The sequence below is a fragment of the Gillisia lutea genome (genome assembly GCF_021568705.1).
Taxonomy (GTDB): domain Bacteria; phylum Bacteroidota; class Bacteroidia; order Flavobacteriales; family Flavobacteriaceae; genus Gillisia; species Gillisia lutea.
This window is the reverse complement of record NZ_JAKGTH010000007.1, coordinates 63,992-84,370: the sequence shown is the minus strand read 5'-3', so window position 1 is coordinate 84,370 and position 20,379 is coordinate 63,992. Positions and strand designations below refer to the sequence as shown.

General features: G+C 36.3%; 23 protein-coding genes and 5 tRNA genes. 3 read left to right on the top strand and 25 right to left on the bottom strand.

Annotated elements, in window-relative coordinates:
* Positions 1–50 precede the first annotated feature (50 nt).
* From rplL to L1I30_RS04710, 23 genes are all read right to left on the bottom strand, one after another.
* Positions 51–425, bottom strand: coding sequence for a 50S ribosomal protein L7/L12 (gene rplL, locus L1I30_RS04820; RefSeq protein WP_236133133.1), 375 nt, complete (start codon positions 423–425; stop codon positions 51–53).
* Positions 426–481: 56 nt separating this feature from the next.
* Complete coding sequence (gene rplJ, locus L1I30_RS04815; RefSeq protein ID WP_236133132.1) at positions 482–1,003, bottom strand: 50S ribosomal protein L10; 522 nt, start codon at positions 1,001–1,003, stop codon at positions 482–484.
* Between the two features lie 11 nt (positions 1,004–1,014).
* The gene (rplA, locus tag L1I30_RS04810) at positions 1,015–1,713 is read right to left on the bottom strand and encodes a 50S ribosomal protein L1 (RefSeq protein WP_236133131.1); all 699 of its coding nucleotides are present in this window, start codon (positions 1,711–1,713) and stop codon (positions 1,015–1,017) included.
* 19 nt (positions 1,714–1,732) lie between these two features.
* A complete protein-coding gene (rplK, locus tag L1I30_RS04805) occupies positions 1,733–2,170 on the bottom strand; it encodes a 50S ribosomal protein L11 (protein WP_236133130.1) in 438 nt (145 codons plus the stop codon).
* Positions 2,171–2,245: 75 nt separating this feature from the next.
* Positions 2,246–2,797 carry a transcription termination/antitermination protein NusG gene (gene nusG / locus L1I30_RS04800; RefSeq protein ID WP_236133129.1) on the bottom strand — a complete coding sequence of 184 codons (552 nt, stop codon included), beginning with the start codon at positions 2,795–2,797 and terminating at the stop codon, positions 2,246–2,248.
* A 10-nt stretch (positions 2,798–2,807) separates the two neighbouring features.
* Positions 2,808–3,005, bottom strand: a complete 198-nt coding sequence (secE, locus tag L1I30_RS04795) for a preprotein translocase subunit SecE (RefSeq protein WP_236133128.1) — start codon at positions 3,003–3,005, stop codon at positions 2,808–2,810.
* Between the two features lie 108 nt (positions 3,006–3,113).
* Positions 3,114–3,186: transfer RNA gene (locus L1I30_RS04790), tRNA-Trp, on the bottom strand.
* A 90-nt stretch (positions 3,187–3,276) separates the two neighbouring features.
* Positions 3,277–4,464 carry an elongation factor Tu gene (gene tuf, locus L1I30_RS04785; RefSeq protein WP_236133127.1) on the bottom strand — a complete coding sequence of 396 codons (1,188 nt, stop codon included), beginning with the start codon at positions 4,462–4,464 and terminating at the stop codon, positions 3,277–3,279.
* 58 nt (positions 4,465–4,522) lie between these two features.
* Positions 4,523–4,594 (bottom strand) — tRNA-Thr (locus tag L1I30_RS04780).
* A 77-nt stretch (positions 4,595–4,671) separates the two neighbouring features.
* Positions 4,672–4,744: transfer RNA gene (locus tag L1I30_RS04775), tRNA-Gly, on the bottom strand.
* Between the two features lie 54 nt (positions 4,745–4,798).
* Positions 4,799–4,880, bottom strand: a tRNA-Tyr gene (locus L1I30_RS04770).
* Between the two features lie 133 nt (positions 4,881–5,013).
* Positions 5,014–5,087 (bottom strand) — tRNA-Thr (locus L1I30_RS04765).
* Between the two features lie 98 nt (positions 5,088–5,185).
* The gene (gene hpf / locus L1I30_RS04760) at positions 5,186–5,488 is read right to left on the bottom strand and encodes a ribosome hibernation-promoting factor, HPF/YfiA family (RefSeq protein ID WP_236133126.1); all 303 of its coding nucleotides are present in this window, start codon (positions 5,486–5,488) and stop codon (positions 5,186–5,188) included.
* A 34-nt stretch (positions 5,489–5,522) separates the two neighbouring features.
* Positions 5,523–6,410 (bottom strand): tyrosine-type recombinase/integrase, encoded by an 888-nt coding sequence (locus L1I30_RS04755; RefSeq protein ID WP_236133125.1) that lies wholly within the window; start codon positions 6,408–6,410, stop codon positions 5,523–5,525.
* Between the two features lie 174 nt (positions 6,411–6,584).
* A complete protein-coding gene (rpsU, locus tag L1I30_RS04750) occupies positions 6,585–6,779 on the bottom strand; it encodes a 30S ribosomal protein S21 (protein WP_236133124.1) in 195 nt (64 codons plus the stop codon).
* A 116-nt stretch (positions 6,780–6,895) separates the two neighbouring features.
* Complete coding sequence (locus L1I30_RS04745) at positions 6,896–8,065, bottom strand: acyl-CoA dehydrogenase family protein (protein WP_236133123.1); 1,170 nt, start codon at positions 8,063–8,065, stop codon at positions 6,896–6,898.
* A gap of 114 nt (positions 8,066–8,179) precedes the next feature.
* Positions 8,180–9,070, bottom strand: coding sequence for a ComEA family DNA-binding protein (locus tag L1I30_RS04740; protein ID WP_236133122.1), 891 nt, complete (start codon positions 9,068–9,070; stop codon positions 8,180–8,182).
* A 13-nt stretch (positions 9,071–9,083) separates the two neighbouring features.
* Positions 9,084–11,156, bottom strand: a complete 2,073-nt coding sequence (locus L1I30_RS04735; RefSeq protein WP_236133121.1) for an amino acid carrier protein — start codon at positions 11,154–11,156, stop codon at positions 9,084–9,086.
* Positions 11,157–11,327: 171 nt separating this feature from the next.
* Positions 11,328–11,558 carry a PspC domain-containing protein gene (locus L1I30_RS04730; RefSeq protein WP_236133120.1) on the bottom strand — a complete coding sequence of 77 codons (231 nt, stop codon included), beginning with the start codon at positions 11,556–11,558 and terminating at the stop codon, positions 11,328–11,330.
* Positions 11,559–11,578: 20 nt separating this feature from the next.
* A complete protein-coding gene (locus L1I30_RS04725) occupies positions 11,579–12,862 on the bottom strand; it encodes a DUF2851 family protein (protein ID WP_236133119.1) in 1,284 nt (427 codons plus the stop codon).
* Between the two features lie 95 nt (positions 12,863–12,957).
* Positions 12,958–13,647, bottom strand: coding sequence for an SGNH/GDSL hydrolase family protein (locus tag L1I30_RS04720; protein ID WP_236133118.1), 690 nt, complete (start codon positions 13,645–13,647; stop codon positions 12,958–12,960).
* A 127-nt stretch (positions 13,648–13,774) separates the two neighbouring features.
* Complete coding sequence (locus tag L1I30_RS04715; protein WP_236133117.1) at positions 13,775–14,755, bottom strand: PLP-dependent cysteine synthase family protein; 981 nt, start codon at positions 14,753–14,755, stop codon at positions 13,775–13,777.
* A 92-nt stretch (positions 14,756–14,847) separates the two neighbouring features.
* Positions 14,848–16,083, bottom strand: a complete 1,236-nt coding sequence (locus L1I30_RS04710; RefSeq protein WP_236133116.1) for an ABC transporter permease — start codon at positions 16,081–16,083, stop codon at positions 14,848–14,850.
* Positions 16,084–16,092: 9 nt separating this feature from the next.
* On the opposite strand from L1I30_RS04710, the gene L1I30_RS04705 reads away from it, so the two are divergent.
* Positions 16,093–17,346, top strand: a complete 1,254-nt coding sequence (locus L1I30_RS04705) for an exo-beta-N-acetylmuramidase NamZ family protein (protein WP_236133115.1) — start codon at positions 16,093–16,095, stop codon at positions 17,344–17,346.
* A 129-nt stretch (positions 17,347–17,475) separates the two neighbouring features.
* Here L1I30_RS04705 and L1I30_RS04700 read toward each other — a convergent pair whose 3' ends face one another.
* Both L1I30_RS04700 and L1I30_RS04695 read right to left on the bottom strand, forming a co-directional pair.
* Positions 17,476–18,231 (bottom strand): thioredoxin family protein, encoded by a 756-nt coding sequence (locus tag L1I30_RS04700; protein WP_236133114.1) that lies wholly within the window; start codon positions 18,229–18,231, stop codon positions 17,476–17,478.
* A gap of 54 nt (positions 18,232–18,285) precedes the next feature.
* The gene (locus tag L1I30_RS04695; RefSeq protein ID WP_236133113.1) at positions 18,286–18,780 is read right to left on the bottom strand and encodes a YkgJ family cysteine cluster protein; all 495 of its coding nucleotides are present in this window, start codon (positions 18,778–18,780) and stop codon (positions 18,286–18,288) included.
* Between the two features lie 11 nt (positions 18,781–18,791).
* On the opposite strand from L1I30_RS04695, the gene L1I30_RS04690 reads away from it, so the two are divergent.
* Complete coding sequence (locus L1I30_RS04690; protein ID WP_236133112.1) at positions 18,792–19,526, top strand: class I SAM-dependent methyltransferase; 735 nt, start codon at positions 18,792–18,794, stop codon at positions 19,524–19,526.
* 76 nt (positions 19,527–19,602) lie between these two features.
* A complete protein-coding gene (locus tag L1I30_RS04685; protein WP_236133111.1) occupies positions 19,603–20,379 on the top strand; it encodes a hypothetical protein in 777 nt (258 codons plus the stop codon).

Genomic DNA, 20,379 nt, shown 5'->3' with positions numbered 1-20,379 from the left:
TTCAGGAGCTAGTCCTGAGGCCTAAACCTAAATAATATTGCTTGTTAAGCTTATTTAAGCTCAACCTCAGCTCCTGCTTCTTCTAATTGTGCTTTTAACGCTTCAGCTTCATCTTTAGCAACTCCTTCTTTTACTGGTTTTGGAGCTCCGTCTACTAATTCCTTAGCATCTTTAAGTCCAAGACCTGTAAGTTCTTTTACAAGTTTAACTACAGCAAGTTTAGAACCACCTGCAGCTTTAAGGATTACATCAAATTCAGTTTGCTCTTCAGCAGCGTCTTCACCACCACCAGCAGGACCAGCCATAGCTACCGCAGCAGCTGCAGGCTCGATACCGTATTCTTCTTTTAATATATCAGCTAACTCATTAACTTCTTTTACTGTAAGGTTAACTAATTGTTCTGCGAAATCTTTTAAATCTGCCATTTTCTATCGTTTTAAAATGTTCTTTATTATATAATTGTTAAAAAGTGCGTACGTGCTTATCCTTCTTTTTCAGAAAGAGTTTTAAGAATTCCTGCGATTTTACCTCCACCTGACTTAAGCGCTGAAACAACGTTTTTAGCAGGAGATTGTAACAATCCGATGATATCTCCAATAACTTCCTCTTTAGATTTGATGTTAACTAAAGCATCTAGATACTCGTCTCCAACATAGATAGCTTCTTCTACAAAAGCTCCTTTTAATAGAGGGATTGGTGATTTTTTTCTGAATTCTTTGATAACTTTAGCTGGAGCATTTCCAGTTTCAGAAATCATAATAGATGTATTACCTTTTAAAACTGAAGGAAGTTCTCCGAATTCTTTATCAGAAGCTTCCATAGCTTTTGCAAGTAATGTATTTTTAACTACCGCCAACTTTACATTTGCTTTAAAACAAGCGCGACGTAAGTTTGAAGTACTCGAAGCGTTTAAGCCTGAGATATCAGCAAGGTAAATAATAGAATTATTTGTTAACTGCGCAGTTAGATCTTCAATTACTAATGATTTTTCTTCTCTTGTCATAATCTATAATATTATTGCTCAGTGAACCTTTTAGTATCAATTTCAACCCCTGGGCTCATAGTAGTAGAGATGAAGATACTCTTAATGTATACACCTTTAGCTGCCACCGGTTTCAATTTAACCAACGTAGTTAATAATTCTCTTGCGTTTCCAGCAATCTTGTCTGCATCAAAAGATGCTTTTCCAATTCCTGCATGAACAATACCAGTTTTATCAACTTTAAAGTCAATTTTACCAGCTTTTACATCAGATACTGCTTTTGCAACATCCATAGTAACTGTTCCGGTCTTTGGGTTAGGCATAAGACCTCTTGGTCCTAATACTCTACCTAATGGACCTAATTTTCCCATAACGCTAGGCATGGTAATAATTACGTCTACATCAGTCCATCCACCTTTAATTTTATCTAAATACTCATCAAGACCAACGTAATCTGCACCCGCTTGTTTAGCTTCCTCTTCCTTATCTGGAGTAACTAAAGCCAATACTTTTACATCTTTACCTGTTCCGTGTGGTAAGGTAACCACACCTCTAACCATTTGATTAGCTTTACGTGGATCTACGTTCAAACGAACCGCTAAATCTACAGAAGCATCAAAATTTTCGTTGGAAATCTCCTTTATTAAAGCAGAAGCTTCACTTACCGAATACTGTTTCCCGTTTTCGATTTTAGATTGAGCCTCTTTTTGCTTTTTAGTTAATTTTGCCATTTTTAATTTCTATTTTTGATTAAAACGGCGCTTGCCCTTTAACAGTTACACCCATAGAGCGAGCTGTTCCCGCTACCATCTTCATAGCTGATTCAATAGTAAATGCATTTAAATCCTGCATTTTATCTTCAGCAATTGCTTTAATCTGATCCCAAGTTACACTAGCAATCTTCTTACGATTGGGCTCACCTGATCCTTTTTTCTGTTTAGATGCTTCTAATATCTGAACTGCAGCTGGTGGAGTTTTAATTACAAAATCAAAAGACTTATCTTTATATACTGTAATTGCAACCGGTAATACTTTACCTGGCTTATCTTGAGTTCTAGCGTTAAATTGCTTACAGAACTCCATTATATTTACTCCGGCAGCACCTAAAGCAGGTCCTACTGGTGGTGATGGGTTAGCAGCACCTCCACGAACTTGTAGTTTTACAACTTTACTTACTTCTTTTGCCATTTTTATAATTTTTAGGTAATAGTTTTACTAGTGGAAGCCATTAAAACTATCAAAATATATGTAACAGTATTACTATTATACTTTTTCAACTTGCATATAACTTAACTCTAACGGTGTTTTTCTTCCAAAAATCTTAACCATTACCTCAAGCTTACGCTTTTCTTCATTAATTTTCTCAACAGTTCCATTAAACCCATTGAAAGGACCATCAATTACTTTGATAGTTTCTCCAACAGTATAAGGAATTGCAACATTATCAGCTTTTACAGATAATTCATCAACCTTACCTAACATACGGTTAACTTCAGATCTTCTTAACGGCACAGGATCTCCTCCTTTAGTTTCTCCTAAGAAACCAATAACACCATTAATAGACTTAATAACGTGAGGAATTTCCCCTCCTATATTCGCTAATATCATTACATATCCAGGAAAGTAAACTCTCTCTTTAGAAATCTTCTTACCATTTCTAATCTGGATCACTTTTTCAGTAGGAACTAAAACTTCTCCTACAAAATCTTCCATCCCTAAATGAGAGATCTCACGTTCAATATATTCCTTAACCTTATTCTCCTGACCGCTTACAGCACGAACCACATACCATTTTTTATCCTTTACTTCTGCCATAGCTTTCAATTTAAGATTTTATCCATTCAAAATATTTCTCGATAACAGAACTAAAAACGGTGTCTACACCCCAAATAGCTAAAGAAAATATAATTGAAAAAACAGCTACAAGCACTGTAAGTCTTTGAGCTTCCGCCCAAGTTGGCCACGTTACATGGTTTCTCAACTCATTATAAGACTCTGAAATATAATTGACGATTCCTGCCATTGTGTTACCTATTTGGTCGGTTTGATATACAACATATTTATGCAATATTCAATCCGTTGTTTCTTTCTCCTAAAAAAAATCATTCTTTACAAAATGATTTTTTTAAAGCACGGGTTGAGAGACTCGAACTCCCGACACCTGGTTTTGGAGACCAGTGCTCTACCAACTGAGCTAAACCCGTATATAATAAACCTAATAAATTAAGTTTACCTATTAATATAAGCTAAGGTATCCTGATCAAACAGGATACCTTACTACTTATACAATATAATTAGTCTACGATCTCAGTTACCTGACCAGCTCCTACAGTTCTACCACCTTCACGGATAGCAAAACGAAGACCTACGTTCATAGCGATAGGCTGGATCAATTCAACATGAATAGTAATGTTATCTCCAGGCATAACCATCTCTACTCCTTCTGGTAAAGAAATAGTCCCAGTTACGTCAGTTGTACGTACGTAGAACTGTGGACGATAGTTATTATGGAATGGAGTATGACGTCCACCTTCTTCTTTTTTAAGGATGTAAACCTCAGCTTTAAACTTAGCGTGTGGAGTTACAGATCCTGGCTTAGTGATAACCATACCACGAGAAATTTGAGTTTTCTCAATACCTCTCAATAAGATACCTACGTTATCTCCAGCTTCACCTCTATCTAATATTTTACGGAACATTTCAACTCCAGTAATAGTAGAAGTTAATTTTCCAGCCCCCATACCAATAATCTCTACAGGATCTCCAGTGTTTGCAACACCAGTTTCAATACGACCAGTTGCAACAGTACCACGACCAGTAATAGAGAATACATCTTCGATAGGCATTAAGAAAGGCTTATCAACATCACGTGTTGGTAATTCGATCCAAGCATCTACAGATTCCATTAATTCTAATACAGTATCAACCCATTTTTGCTCACCATTAAGTGCACCAAGAGCTGAACCAGAAATAACAGGACCATTATCTCCATCATACTCGTAGAAAGAAAGTAAATCTCTTACTTCCATTTCAACTAGTTCTAATAATTCTTCATCATCAACCATATCCACTTTATTCAAGAATACAACGATTCTTGGGATACCAACCTGGCGTCCTAAAAGGATGTGTTCACGAGTTTGTGGCATTGGACCATCAGTAGCCGCAACCACCAAAATAGCACCGTCCATTTGAGCAGCACCAGTAACCATGTTCTTCACATAATCCGCGTGACCTGGACAGTCAACGTGTGCATAGTGACGATTTGCAGTAGAGTATTCTACGTGAGAAGAGTTAATTGTAATACCTCTTTCTTTTTCTTCCGGAGCGTTGTCAATTTGATCAAAAGACTTAGCTTCTGAATAACCAGCATCAGCCATTACTTTAGTTATAGCTGCTGTTAAAGTTGTTTTTCCGTGATCTACGTGTCCAATCGTACCGATGTTTAAGTGCGGTTTGGAACGATCATAAGTTTCCTTTGCCATAATTAATACTTATTTAATCTTAGTTATATATTAGTGTTCAATTTTATACAAAATTAAGAGCCAACGACGAGAATTGAACTCGTGACCTCTTCCTTACCAAGGAAACGCTCTACCCCTGAGCTACGTCGGCAAAAAAAACTATCTCCAACAAGAACGCATCTTGCGGAGATAAGCGTAAACAACAAACGAACTTGCTGTTTAACTTAGAGCGAGAGACCGGGTTCGAACCGGCGACATTCAGCTTGGAAGGCTGACGCTCTACCAACTGAGCTACTCTCGCAAGGTTATAAAAATCTATTTTATTCAAATTTTAAAGCGAACTTCAAAATTTTAGTGGGGAGAGCAGGATTCGAACCTGCGAAGACGTAGTCAGCAGATTTACAGTCTGCCCTCGTTGGCCGCTTGAGTATCTCCCCAATAATTAAAACCTTTTCAATATTTCACAGAACCACTGTTATATTCATAATGAATAAATGGCTTGTTTTTTTGAAGGTGCAAATCAAATAAAAAATTTACTAATTTCCAAAGCTTTTTATTCAAAATTTCAAGAGCCGATGGAGGGACTCGAACCCACGACCTGCTGATTACAAATCAGCTGCTCTAGCCAGCTGAGCTACATCGGCCTTTCACTTTTTCAACATAAAAAAGTCCGCTATTTCTAACGGACTGCAAATGTATGTTTCTTTATTCGTTCTACAAAATAATTTTGCAAAAAAAATCATTAAACATGGGCATTCATTTTTTCTTTCTTTTTCAAAATTTGCCGCTGTAAAGAGCTAACACATTCATCCACACACTCTTCAAATTTTTTACAGGTCTTTTTAACCATTAATTCACCTCCAGGAATACTTAATAAAATTTCGGTAGTTTTATTTGCCTTATCACTAGTATTTTGAACTTTTAAGAAAACATCGGCGAAAATTATCTTATCGTAGAAGTGTTCTAACTTATCTAATTTAACCTGAATAAAATCTATTAATTTCTGGTCTGCATTAAAATTTACTGATTGCACATTTACTTTCATCTCCTAAAAAATTTAATTAAACAATAAATTATGGTCAATGCTTTGTTTGGCGAGGGTGCGCATTTCTATATACTTTACCTAGCTCTGAAATACTATTATGTGTATAAACCTGAGTTGCTGCCAAACTGGAATGCCCTAACAACTCCTTTACAGCATTTAAATCTGCACCATGACTCAACAAATGAGTAGCGAAGGAATGCCTTAGAATATGAGGGCTCGTCTTCACCTTACTGGATGCTTCACTAAAGTAATTATTTATAATCCTATAAACAAGAGTTTCATATATTTTATCGCCCTTTTCAGTTATAAACAAAAATGCATCACCTTCTCTAGCCTTCTCTTTCCTATAAATCAAATATCCGGCTAACACATCACACACTTCATCTAATAACGGCAACAATCTTTCTTTATTTCTTTTCCCCAACACCTTAAGCATCCTATTAGACATATCAAGATCTTGAAGCTTTAAACCTACCAACTCTGCCCGACGCATCCCCGTGGCATAAAAAAGCATTATAATAGCTAAATCTCTGGATGTTTTGAAGTCTAAAGGCTGCAAAGCCGCCAGTACCGACGACACCTCTTTTTCAGAAAAAGGAATCTGAACACTTTTTTTGGTCTTCAAAGCTTTATGCGAAGCAAGAGGATTCGATTGAATCTGCCCCGTTCGAAGTAAGAATTTATAGTACGCCTTTAAAGAAGCGACCTTCCTATTTACACTCCTATTACTTATTCCGGAGTTCACCAGAACAACTATCCAATTTCTTATTTCAGAATATGAAATCGAGGCAAGATCACCCTCCTTTACTTCCTCTCCCAGAAATAAAATAAAGGCACTTAAATCTGCCTTATACGCATTTACGGTATTAGGAGAATACTTTTTCTCAAGCAGAAGATAATCTAGAAAGGAATTTACAGACATAAAAAAACTGTTGGTAAAAACAAAGTTATAAAACTTTGATCTACCAACAGTATCTTATTACATCCTTATAAAAAGGATTATTTTGGAGTTATAGACTTTAAGAAAAATCTAAATTTCCGACAGGGTCAAAAATCATTTCAATTGAGACACTTAAGAATGCCTTATTGAAGAGATTTAAATTTCTTCCTGATCTCTTAAGTGCTGAATGTATTGAGCTTTCTGAACTTGAGCTCTACGCTCTACAGAAGGTTTAGAAAACGCTTGTCTGCTTCTCAACTGACGCATGGTCCCTGTTCTGTCAAATTTTCTTTTAAAACGCTTTAGCGCTCTATCGATATTTTCTCCGTCTTTAACTGGTATAATTAACATAGTGTCACCTCCTCTCTTTAGAATTGAGGTGCAAAGATAATTCAATTCAATTACCCTGCAACCTTTATTTAAAATAATATTTAATTTATTTATTCATATAATTTCCAAAACCTAAATTACTCTGCTGCAGGCTTATACTCTTTTTTATCAATTACCATTTTAGCTATAATCTCACGTAAGATTTCTGAAGTACCACCCCCAATTGGCCCTAAGCGGCTATCTCTAAGCAATCTGGCCATTGGGTATTCTTCCATGTAGCCATATCCTCCTAGCAATTGCAAACAGTCGTAAATAACTTTATCGGCCATTTTTGTAGATAGCAATTTAGACATACTTGCCTCTTTTACTACATACACTCCGTTTATCATTCTTTTTACAATAGAATAATTGAACTCTTTACACATTTCCACCTCACTTGCCATCTCAGCAACATTATGACGCAAGGCCTGGAATTTATCAATGGTCTTCCCAAAGGCGGTACGCTCTCCCATATATTTAATCGCATAATCCAGCGCATATTCTGCGCGGGCATGGGCATTCACCCCCATTATAAGACGCTCCAAAGCAAAGTGCTGCATTATATATGAAAAGCCTTTATCCTCTTCTCCCATCAGGTTCTCTAAAGGGATCTCTACATTATTAAACGCAATTTCCGCAGTATCGGAAGCTCTCCAACCCAATTTATCCAACTTAGTTGAAGATATTCCCGGAGTATCTTTATCTACCAGAAATATGCTCATTCCCTTATTTCCCTTTTCGGGACTGGTTTTGGCCGCGACAACGAAATAATCAGCATAAACACCATTAGTAATAAAGGTCTTTGAACCATTTATAATGTACTTATCGCCTTTTTTAACAGCCGAAGTGCGCATTCCGGCAACATCAGATCCTCCAAAAGGCTCGGTAATACAAAGACAGCCTATTTTTTCACCCGCAATACTTGGGGCGAGATAATTTTGCTTTATAACTTCACTACCTTCAGTATTTAAATGCGTCATAGCCAAATAAGAATGTGCCCACATAGCAGCTGCAAATCCACCTGAATTTATTTTCTGTAATTCTTCAAGAAAAATAACAGTATAGAAAAGATCTAAATTCAAACCACCGTATTGTTCAGGATAGGTAAGTCCAAAATATCCCATTTCTCCAAACTTCTCCCAGATAAATCTTTCAATAGTACCTGTTTTCTCCCATTTATCAATATGAGGCACAACCTCTTTCTGCAAAAATTCCTGAAAACTTTTTCTGAAAAGCTCATGCTCTTCTGTAAAATACATATTATTCATATTAGTTAATTCTATAAGTTTGATTAAGACATGTTGAAAACCTTACTTTTAAAGCTTTTCCCTGAAAGAGTAATATACAATTAGTTATATATCATATAATGAAATAAACTCTCTTTACTTTTTCAAATTCTTATTTATGGTCAAATATAACGCAATTCTATCTATTTTTTCTGAAGGAAAATCCTTAATTTTTGCCAATTCTTCAAAGCTGGAAATCTTTTCGTGAAGTAACCTATAATCTACGATTTCTCTAGCCAGCTCATAATCAATATATGGAATTGAAGCCAGCTGCAAAATACTTGCTTCATTAATATCTAACAGTTCTATTTGCTGTGGAGTTTTAACACTATAGTTTTTAAGTAATTCTAAACGCACTTGGCTGTTAAGCCCATAAACATCCTTGAGCTGAATATCATCAATAAACCCACCCATTTTTGATCGATATTTAATTATTCTCGTAGCAAGCACCTCTCCTACTCCTCTAATCTCCATCAAATCAGCTTGAGTAGCTGTATTAATATCTTTTTTAGAAACACTTGAATTATTCAATAGACTTTGCTTGGATCCAGACCTTACCTCGTTACGGGTAACCCATTCCGGGAATTTAAAAAAGGGAGCTATTGTATTCAATAAAGAATCGGAAACACCTGTAACCATTTGAAAATCCTTAGCTGAATTCACCCATTTATTATGAGCCCTATACTCCAGTAATCTATCTATTTCAGCAACAGACATTCCAAGGCGATACCCTTTATAATCGGTAATATAGTTAGGATTGAAAGGGTATATTTCTGGAATTCTTTTAGCTTCAGCAGCTAACTTTAAAGAATCTACCTGAGATTGAAACTTCTGCAGACTAGCATTGGAAAGGCTACTGGTTGTTTTACCAGATTCAAAATCAACAAAGAAATATACCAATTGAAGGAGCACTATAATAGCTACCAATAAAAAAATCCCATTTTGTTCACTTCTAGAGAAAACAAAATGGGATTTAAGATTTTTCATTTATTTCAATTCATTAGCGAGCCTGAGCTTGTTTTTTAAACAATTCTCCTGCTTTTAATTTTCTCATATAATCACGTAGATCGGTTCTCACTTCACCAGACATTATGTAAAGACCAATAATGTTAGGGAAAGACATCGCCAGAATCATCATATCGGAAAAGTCTAATACAGCTCCTAAACTTACTGAGGCCCCAACAACAACAAACACAAGGAACAAAGCTTTATATATCATTTCAGTTTTCTTGCTCTTTCCAAACAAATAAGTCCAAGCTCTCATTCCGTAATATGACCACGAGATCATTGTAGAGAATGCAAATAAGAAAACAGCAGCTGCTAATACATATGGGAACCAAGAGATCACACTTCCAAAAGCATCAGATGTCAACTGCGCTCCGGCAATTCCATTAACTTCGTGCTTCCCTGTAAAGATCAAAACCAAAGCGGTAAGAGTACAAACTACTACCGTATCAATAAAAGGCTCTAATAAAGCTACAAAACCTTCAGAAGGTGGATGATTCGTTTTAGCAGCACTATGCGCAATGGCTGCAGACCCAACCCCAGCTTCATTCGAGAATGCTGCACGTTGGAAACCTACTATTAACACCCCTATGACACCCCCTTTTAAAGCGCTCGGACTAAAAGCCCCATCAAAGATCGCCGTAAAAGCTGGTCCTATATTGTCTATATTAATAAACACTACTGCCAAACAAGCCAAGATATAGATTCCAGCCATTAGTGGCACGATTCTCCCTGTTACTTTAGCAATACTATTAATACCTCCAATAATCACGATACCAACTAAAACAGCAGTAACTATCCCGAATAAGAATCCGTTTCCAACAAGAAATGGAAATTGCCCTTGTAATTGTTCGAAAGACTGGTTAGCCTGGAACATGTTACCTCCTCCAAAAGAAGCCCCTATTGCTAACACAGCAAATAATCCCGCCAGTACTTTACCTAGCCCTTTCTGATTTCTCTTTTCAAGACCATATCTCAAATAGTTCATTGGTCCTCCAAATACACGACCTTCACTATTGATAAATCTGTATTTCACACCTAAAGTACATTCTACAAATTTTGAAGACATCCCCAGTAAACCAGCAACAATCATCCAGAAAGTAGCTCCTGCACCCCCTAAAGAGATCGCTACAGCAACCCTTGCAATATTTCCTAAACCTACAGTTCCTGAAACTGCGGTAGCCAAGGCCTGGAAATGCGTTACCTGCCCTGGAGCATCCGGATCATCATATTTCCCACGTGCTAATTCAAGAGAATGTTTGAACCCACGTAAGTTTATGAAGCCCATTCTAAATGTAAAGAACAATGCTCCCAATAATAACCACACTACAATAAATGGAATATCCTTGGTTTGAGGATCTCCGTTAGGGTGAGTTAATGGAATTTTTTCGTCGTATTCTATCTGAGCTAAATTGTGCGCTCCTGCTTCAATAACATCTTCAACATTCTCAGAGTTATAGATCACTTCACCTTGCTTGGCAAGATATTTAAGCGTACCGTTCGCAGGGGCATAAGTATTAAGATCTTCCCCTTTGTCTGAAGAAACTACCGCAATTAGATCACCTTTTTTAACTTTAGTTCCTTCTTTTACAACCCATTGTTTTAAAACAAATCTATCCTCAGTATCTGTAGTCCATCCCGGGGTAGAAACATTTTTCACATCGGCATACACTACAGGATCATACACTCCAATTGCAGAGAATGGATCCCAGAATAAGATAGACCCCATACTAGAAACTATAGGAGCAAATGTTCCGTTAAAATGTTCAGTGATGGCTTCTGCATCAATTTTATAAGACCTTGTTGTAGATTCGCCCTGACTATCGGTAATAACAACAGCATAAGGTATTCCTTCTACTAAACCTTCTGCTCTTTCAGACTTTAAAGAAGTAGACTGATTAGACCATTTGTATGTATAAGGGGGAGTCCCGCCAGAGACCTGAAGATCGATAAAGCCATCGTTAATTAAGTTGGAAGGGTTCCCAATATCAGCTTTAACATCCAGCTCTTGAGCGAATAATGAAACTATTGAAAATGTAAAGAACAATGAAAGTAAGTACTTTCTCATAAATTAATTTTAATTGTTAGTTGAAGGTTATTTTTTCAGCTCAGCAAGAAACTAAAAAAATAGGCTTTTTCAAATTTTTACAAGTTAAATGTTAAAGATATACTAAACATTCTTTCAGAGAATGCTTGTTATTCTTTCTGATTCAGAAATAAGATTCACAGATAGGCAACTTTAAAGATCGAAAACAGAAGTTCGCTTTGTGTAGATCATGTCCTTAATTCTCAACCAGAATGCAAGAGTAAGATATAAACCAAAGCCCACTCCCAAGGTTGCAAAAGATAAGTAGATAAAGAAAAGCCGAATACTTTTGGCTCTTATCCCCAATTTATCGGCCAAACGAGAGGACACGTAAAAACCGTTCCTTTCAAAATAGTGCCTTATAGCGTATACTAGCTTTAACATGTTTCAAATATATAAAAATATTAAATTGTTCCCTGCAAGAGCTTACTACCTAAATTACAACTCAAACAGGCATTTTTATCGCAATATTCATGTTTTAAATGGAGTAGCGCCTGAGATTTCAAAGAACTACCTGCTGTATTTGGACGAAGTTTATCAAAGGCTTCAATAATTGTATTCTTTTCAGCACTAATTTCCTCCATTAAATTAAGAATTTCGGATACATCTCCTCTTCCCGTTTTTTGCAAATAACAAAATTGCAAAGGAGCAATAGTGTTTATTATAAGCAGGTCAATAAAACTCCTGCTTAACTTTTTTGATCGTTCAGAATGCCTTTTCCCAAAACTATAGTGTGATTTCCAATATTTAGATGTTTCTACCTCCAGTATCTTATATATAAGTGCTGGGGTCTTTAAGGAAATTATTTCTGAAAACAGTTTAGGAATCTTACAATATAAACTGGCTAATTGAGAAAGGCGAATACTCGGGAAATTATCGGGCCGCAGGCGGAAGTATTTGGCTGCTTCTACATGCGTATTCTGCAACTTATATTTATTTCTCAAAAACATATATTCCTTTTGAAGTTGTTGTAAATAGCTATCTTCTGTATCATTTTGAAGCAAGCCAATCTGTCCAAAAAAGAGTGCCTCCAGTTTAAAATTGGAACTTCCACATTTTTGCATGATCTTAAAATCAAAACTTTGAGCCATGCTTAAAAACGCACTACCATTCACATTAAGCCCAAAATTTTTGGCGATCATTTTAAACAGCACTTCCTCCCAGTTGTTACCTGACTTTTCAAGCATATCGAAAATAAGATGAGATTTTTCCTGAAGCCGCTCCAAGTACAAGCGCTCTAACCAATTATCGAGGTCAAAATCATTAAAATGCGGAAAATCGTTTTCACAGTTGATCCACTTTTTAGGAGTGACCAATAGCAACTTCCTGTAATTTTCCAGACAATTCTCTAAAACTAGATTTCTTAATTCAAGTGTAGGTATCACAGAATTATCATTCCTAAACACCTCCAGATCATGCTCCCAAACCACGTGTAATATCACATTGTCATAAGCTGCATCTATTTCATGATTATGCAAATACCAATCAGAAGATCTCAAATGAATTTCCACATTTCCTGCCCATAACTGTTCCCCAATTCTAATTCGGGAATTGAAGAAATCGGGGCCGGAATTAAAATTATGTATTCCTGAGTCTAAAATAACAACGGGCAATGAAGATACTGTTTGAGCATTGCCAAAATCAAATTTTTTGAATTTCCAGATGTAGTGTAAGAAATCCTCCTGCATTGCATGAAAGTAGAAAAATTCCCGTTACAAAAAACATCCCAACAAACTATAAATGAACGGATAACGCATTGTTATTACCAAAATTAAATAGGTGGCTAATTGGGTAATTTAACGGCTACTTTCTCAATAAATTCATCCACCCATAAACGGTACATTTTTCCGCTTGGATGCAATCCATCTGGGGCCACCAGTTCTCTATCCTGCTTTGCTTTTTTTGAAATGGGAGTAATATTGTAAAAGTCTAATTCAAATTCGGTTGCCAGTCTTTTACAAACAGTATTAAATTCTTCGATCTCCTTACTAATTTCCGCTTCATTTGAAGCTCCAAAAGGAGTTACTCCGTAATCAGGGATACTTACCACAAAAACTCCATCTTTTCCTGATTTAGAATAGCTGATAGCCTGAGTGAAAATAATTCTCAAATCTTCTTCATACCCCTCAATAGATTTATTTTGAAACTGATTATTTACACCGATAAGCACTGAAACCAGATCAAATTTTTCTTCATTCAAATTCGCTTCCATAGCATCTAAGAGATTTGCCGTGGTCCATCCCGTTTTTGCTATTATTCTAGGAGCATTGACAGGAAGGCCCTTTTCGTTAAGCCTGCTAACTAATTGAACAGGCCACCGCTCCTGCTGGTCAACACTTTCACCAATTGTATATGAATCGCCTAGCGATAAAAAACTTGCCTTCGCTTCATCTACATTCTTAATTGCATCAGAAGGACTACTGCATCCAAATAGCGCTAAAAGCATTAATCCTGTAATTAAATATCGTTTCATAAAGTTGAATAATTAATGGAAATTAAGTCTATTCTTCTAAATAAAAAATGGAGTTAAGAATATATTGGCAATAAAAAAAGCCCCGAAATTTCAAGAATTCCGAGGCTTTAAAATTATTTTGGACAGACTATTCAATATAGCCCATTTTCTTCATCCAATCATCATTGAACATTTTTCCTACATACCTGCTTCCATGATCATGAAACAATACTACTACCACATCATCTTTCGTAAAATGTTCCTTTAACTGAAGTAATCCTTTTACAGCTGCACCAGCGCTATTCCCTAAGAACATTCCTTCCTCTTTTGCTAAACGGCGGGTGTAAATAGCAGCATCCTTATCGGTTACTTTGGTGAAACCATCTATAATATCGAAATTCACATTCTTAGGAAGAATATCTTCCCCTATTCCTTCTGTAACATATGGATAGATCTCATTCTCATCAAATATCCCCGTTTCGTGATATTTTTTAAAGACTGAGCCATAAGTATCTATTCCCCAAATCTTAATATCGGGATTTTGTTCCTTCAAATATTTCCCTACCCCAGAAATAGTTCCTCCTGTTCCTACACCCACTACAAAATGAGTGATCTTTCCATCGGTTTGTTTCCATATTTCCGGACCTGTGCTTTCGTAATGTGCCTTAGCATTAGAAAGGTTATCGTATTGATTAACATACCAGGAGTTTGGAGTTTCTTCTGCCAAACGTTTTGAGGTAGAATAATATGAACGTGGATCTTCCGGTGGAACATCGGTAGGGCAAACTACCACTTCGCTTCCCACTGCTCGTAAAATATCCATTTTCTCTTTACTTTGTTTATCACTAAGCACACAAACCATTTTGTATCCTTTTATGATAGCGACCAAAGCAAGTCCCATTCCGGTATTCCCGGAAGTTCCTTCTATAATAGTACCACCTGGCTTTAAAAGTCCAGCAGTCTCAGCATCTTCGATCATTTTCACCGCCATTCTATCCTTTACCGAGTTACCAGGGTTAAAGGTTTCATATTTGGCAAGTACCAATGCATCGATCTCTTCAGTCAATTTATTCATTTTCACCATTGGAGTGTTTCCAATAGTTCCTAATATATTTTCAGCGTAATCCATAGTTTATTTTTCAAAGCGCAAAGGTAATTCTAACTTAAAACCTTTCCAAGCAAATACAATGTTTGTAATCTATTGATATAAAATAGCGGAGATTAGTCGAATTTCATGGCTTTCACCGGAGAGATCTTAGTAATAATTACAGAAGGAATTAATAGCATTAAAAAACATAAGATCAAAGTTCCAATATTAACTCCCAGTATATACTCCCAACCAATGTAAACCGGTACTTCAGTAACATAATAGGTCTCCGGATTTAATGGAAAGAGTTTGAAATATTTCTGAATGAATAATAAACCTAAACCTATTAAATTACCCCAAAATAGGCCGGACAAGATTAGATAGGCAGCATTATATAAAAATATCTTTCTGATGCTCCAGTCTCCCCCACCTAAGGCTTTTAAAACTCCTATCATTTGTGTTCTTTCTAATATAAGTACCAGCAAGGCGGTAATCATATTGATTCCCGCAACGAGTATCATTATTCCAATGATAAGCGCAATATTAAAATCGAATAGAGAAAGCCACTCAAATATATTAGCATATTTTTGCTTGATGGTCATACTGTCCAGAAAAGAATCGGTGCTGTCGTAGATCTCCCCACCTTTTTGGTCCAATTCATCAAAATCGTCTATAAAAACTTCAAATCCGCCCACCTCATCTTTCTTCCATTTATTTAAGCGTTGAATATGGCGAATATCGGCAAGCATATAAAGTTCATCAAACTCTTGAAATCCGGAATTGTAAATTCCCTTTATCTTATAAACTCTTAATAATGGCACTTCGTTATAGCCTTCTTTCGGAAAATAGGTTACTACTTTATCGCCTAAACCTAAATTTAGACGCTGTGCCATATACTGCGACATAAGCACGTCTTCGTTTAAATTCTTACTAAAATCGGGTAATTCACCCTCTACCAGAAAGTCATCGAAATTCTTCCATTGAAAATCAGGCCCCACACCTTTCACTATAACTCCTTCAAAATCGGTTTCCGTACGAATGATTCCCGCTTTTGTAGCTACTGCCTGCACATGGTTCACCCCGGCAACATCCTTGAATTCCGGATAAAAATCCTGATCTATAGACACGGGCACGAGAGAGACCTGTGAGCTGTTATTATCATAGTTTTCAATGGTGACATGCCCATTAAAAGCGGCAATCTTCTCCCTAATTTTTACCTGCAAACCCATTCCTGTAGCAAAAGAAACCAACATCATAATTACCCCTATTGCAATTGCAGCAATTGCAATTTTTATTATTGGGGCAGATATGCTACTTTTATATTTCTTAGTACTGATTAGCCTTTTGGCAATAAAAAATTCGAAATTCAAAATATGCTTATGGTTTATAGATTCTTCAAAAATACATTTTTATTTGCAGCTGTAACGATAGTTTCCTGCGGAACAGGCACCAGCCAAAATCAACAACAAGAAACTTCCAAAATTCAGGCCACTGCTGTAAAAGAAGCCAAACCAATTTTAGTGGGAGCTAACAGAACTGAAGCATATCTACCTCTTTTAAAAGGAAAAAGAGTGGGGATTGTAGGAAACCAAAGTACATTGATCTTTAAAAATTCCAAGAATGACGCTTCGCCACAACATTCCACCCATTTGGTTGATTCTTTAATTAGTCTTGGTGTAGATGTGAAACAAGGCTTTGCTCCAGAGCATGGTTTTCGAGGAACTGCTGATGCCGGTGAGCATGTTACCGATGGAAAAGATCCTAACACAGGTTTATCAATTATTTCTTTATATGGCGAAAACAGAAAGCCTAAGTCAGAACAATTAAAAGATATCGACATTCTTATTTTCGATCTTCAGGATGTAGGAGCCCGATTTTACACGTATATATCTTCTTTACATTATGTGATGGAGGCCTGCGCAGAGAACAAGGTACCGCTTCTAATATTAGACAGACCAAACCCTAACGGTCATTATACTGATGGACCGATTTTGGACCCTGAATACAAAAGCTTTGTAGGGATGCATCCAATTCCGGTAGTGCACGGGTTAACCATGGGAGAATATGCCCAAATGATCAATGGGCAAAAATGGCTTAAAGATGGGGTGCAATGCGATTTAAGAGTTATTGCAATGGAGAATTATTCGCATGACATGCCGTATAGCCTTCCAATTAAACCTTCTCCAAACTTACCAAATGACAATTCTATCAATCTTTACCCAAGCTTATGCTTTTTTGAAGGTACCAATGTAAATGCCGGACGAGGAACAGAAAATCAATTTCAAGTGTTTGGATCTCCTTATTTGGATAAGGAATTTTTCGATTACGCATACACGCCACAATCCAGGGACGGCGCAAAAAATCCGAAGCATTTAAAAGAAGAATGCTATGGAATGGATCTTACAAAGACAAACAGACTAGACAAGATTAACTTACAGTGGTTGTTAGATGCTTATGCGCATACTGAAGATAAATCTAAATTCTTTAATGCGTTCTTCAAGAAATTAGCGGGTGGAGCACAACTGCAACAACAAATTGAAAACGGACTTTCTGCGGAAGAGATTACCGCGAGCTGGCAAGAAGGACTTTCGAAGTACAATGAAATGAGAAAAGATTATCTATTATATAATTAGTATTCAAGATACTTCCAGAAAACAATTTTCTATCAGCGTTATTTCTTATTCTAGAAATAACGCTGATTTTTTAAGGTACACCTCAGAATTCTCATAAGCCAGGATATCTTGTTTCCATTGTTTCAATTTCTACTTATCATTTTTCTTGAGACAAATACAATAGTTCAAATAGGCATATAAGCTCTTATTTCCTTCAACAATTTCCGATTCTTTAAAATTGCGTTCTAAGTTGCGTTCAACCCTATTGAACTTCGTAAGATAGAGATCTATATTCAGTTCCATTAAAGCCACCTTTTGCTTCATCTCTAAATAATTCTTTTGCTTTTTATTCAGCATTCCTTCCCCTATTTTCAAATACTTATCAGCCATTTTCAGAAAATCGGTTTTGATATTTTCATTAAGATATAGGCTATAATCAATATATTTTTGAGCCATTCTTATTCCGGTAACATAATTTTGGTGTCTGTAATAATTTACGGCTTCCTTCCTCATAAAGCTAGTATTCACTGCATATTTTTCAAGCACCCTGTGTACAGAATTTTTATCCATATAGCCCACGAACTCGTATACAATTTCACCGTTTCCATCAATTATAAGCATAAGAGGAATCGCATTTACCCCATATTTCATTTTCACCTTAGAGGCGATATCCAGATTTACTTTTAGTGGAACATATGACTGTAAGAGCTCTTTGGTCTTAGAATCCTTCCAGGTTTCAGATTCCATACGTTTACAGGGCCCGCACCAAACAGCCCAAAAATCTACTAAAATCAATTTATCTGTAGAAATTGCGAGTTTTTGAGCATCCTCAAAGGAGGTTAACCAGTTATTTGAAAAAGTCTGAAGACTGAGAAGTAAGAAGAAAAGCGTAATAATTTTTTTCATGATGGCCAGATTTATAACTGTAATTTAAAGTTATAAATTGGCATAAACAAAAAGCTAGAGTTTAATCCTTCTTTTCATCTCTTCCACAATATTATAAGCAGCCGGGCAAATAGCGGTGTTTTTAAGGGTGATATTCGTAATTTTATGAAAGTCCTTCCTGTCGGTATGAGGATACTCTCTACAGGCTTTTGGTCGTACATCGTAGATAGAACAATAATTATCGGCACCTAGAAAAGTACAAGGCACCTGTTGTAGTACATAGTCGTTATCCTCATCTACTCGTAAATACGTATCTATAAAAACACTAGGCTTCAATCTAAAATGTTTTGAGATACGTTCTACATCTTTATTGGTAAATAATGGACCGGTAGTTTTACAACAATTCGCACAATTTAAACAATTGGTACGCTCAAACTCCTCTTCATGCAATTCCTGCATTTGAGAGTCTAAATGTTTTGGTGGTTTCTTTCTAAGTTTTGCAAAGAACTTTTTATTTTCCTTATGCTTATCTTTGGCCTTTTCAGGGAGATCTTTCAATATTTCTTCCATACGGCAAAGATATGAAGAAGCAAGATACAAACAAGGAGGTGGATGTTTTTGGAAAAGCCATTTCCGCATATTTTCATTATAAAGATGAAACCGAAATTATAGTACATTCCCCAGATTTTGATGACGATACCATCCCAGTTCCCTATCTATTTAGGGAGTATAAAGAGATGCCTGCCCTCGAGAAAGAAGCGCTTAAAAATTCGTACGGAAAAGTATTGGATATAGGTTGTGGTGCCGGTAGTCATGCTCTTTATCTACAAGAAATCAAAAAATTAGACGTTAAAGCCGTAGATATTTCCCCGGGAGCTATTGAAATTTGCAAAGAACGGGGGATAAGAAATACTGAAAATATAGACTATTTCAAGCTGAAGAATGAAAAGTTCGACACTATTCTATTATTAATGAACGGTACAGGAATTATAGAAAAGATGAACCAGTTAGACCGCTTTTTTCAACATACTAAAAGTCTTTTGAAGGAAAACGGACAGGTTTTGATCGATTCATCTGATCTAAGTTATTTACTTGATCCCGACGAAGATGGCGGAATTTGGGTGGACCCAAATGAACCTTATTACGGAGAACTGGAGTTTAGCATGAGTTATAAGGGAGAAACCTCTTCCTCTTTTAACTGGTTATATTTAGATTTTAATTCTTTAGAACTTGCAGCAGCAAAAAATGGTTTTTCATGTACCCTTGTAAAAAAAGGTAAACATTACGATTATCTCGCGCAATTAAAACTAGCCTAAGTTTTTAAGCGTATATAGTAACATCACCTAACATCTTAAAGAACCATTTAAAAAATCCATATAAATTCTATTTTTCATGAAAATCCAAAAATTACTAGTTGCCTTTTTGTTGATATCACTTTCCATTGGATGTTCTACAGATTCCACTTCTGATGGATCATCAGAACCAACTATCGACAAAAGCGGAAATTTAAAAGCCTTAGGAGCCTCTGCGGAAGAATTGTTAAGCGACATTAAGTTTACATCTATTACAATAGAAATGGTATATGTTACAGGCTTTAAACCTTCACAAAAAACCATAGATAATTTAAAAAGCTTTTTAAATACCAGAACCTTCAAACCAGACGGGGTTACCATTTCAACCCGAGCGATTGCTTCCTCAAGCCTTGCTCCTTTTACTATTCAGGAAATCGCCAATATTGAAAAAGAGGAACGTCTGGTATATAATGCCGGAGATGAAATAGCTGTCTTTATCTATTTTGCTGATGGTAGTAACGAAGACGATACAGATAATAAAGTTGTATTAGGATCGGCCTACAGAAATACTTCCATGGTAATTTATTCAAAGACCATAGAAAATGTTGCTGCACGCGCCAATGCTCCTGAAAAAAGTACCATAGAAAGTACGGTGGTAAACCATGAATTCGGGCATTTATTTGGGCTGGTAGATGTTGGAAGTCCCATGCAAACAGACCATAAAGATAGTCCCGAAGGGTCGCATTGTAATGTTGATGGATGTTTGATGACTGCAAATGTACAAATTGGGGGTCCTTTGATAGATATGATAGGAAGCACGGTACCTGACCTTGATTCTTTCTGCATTCAGGATTTACAGGCGAATGGAGGTAAATAG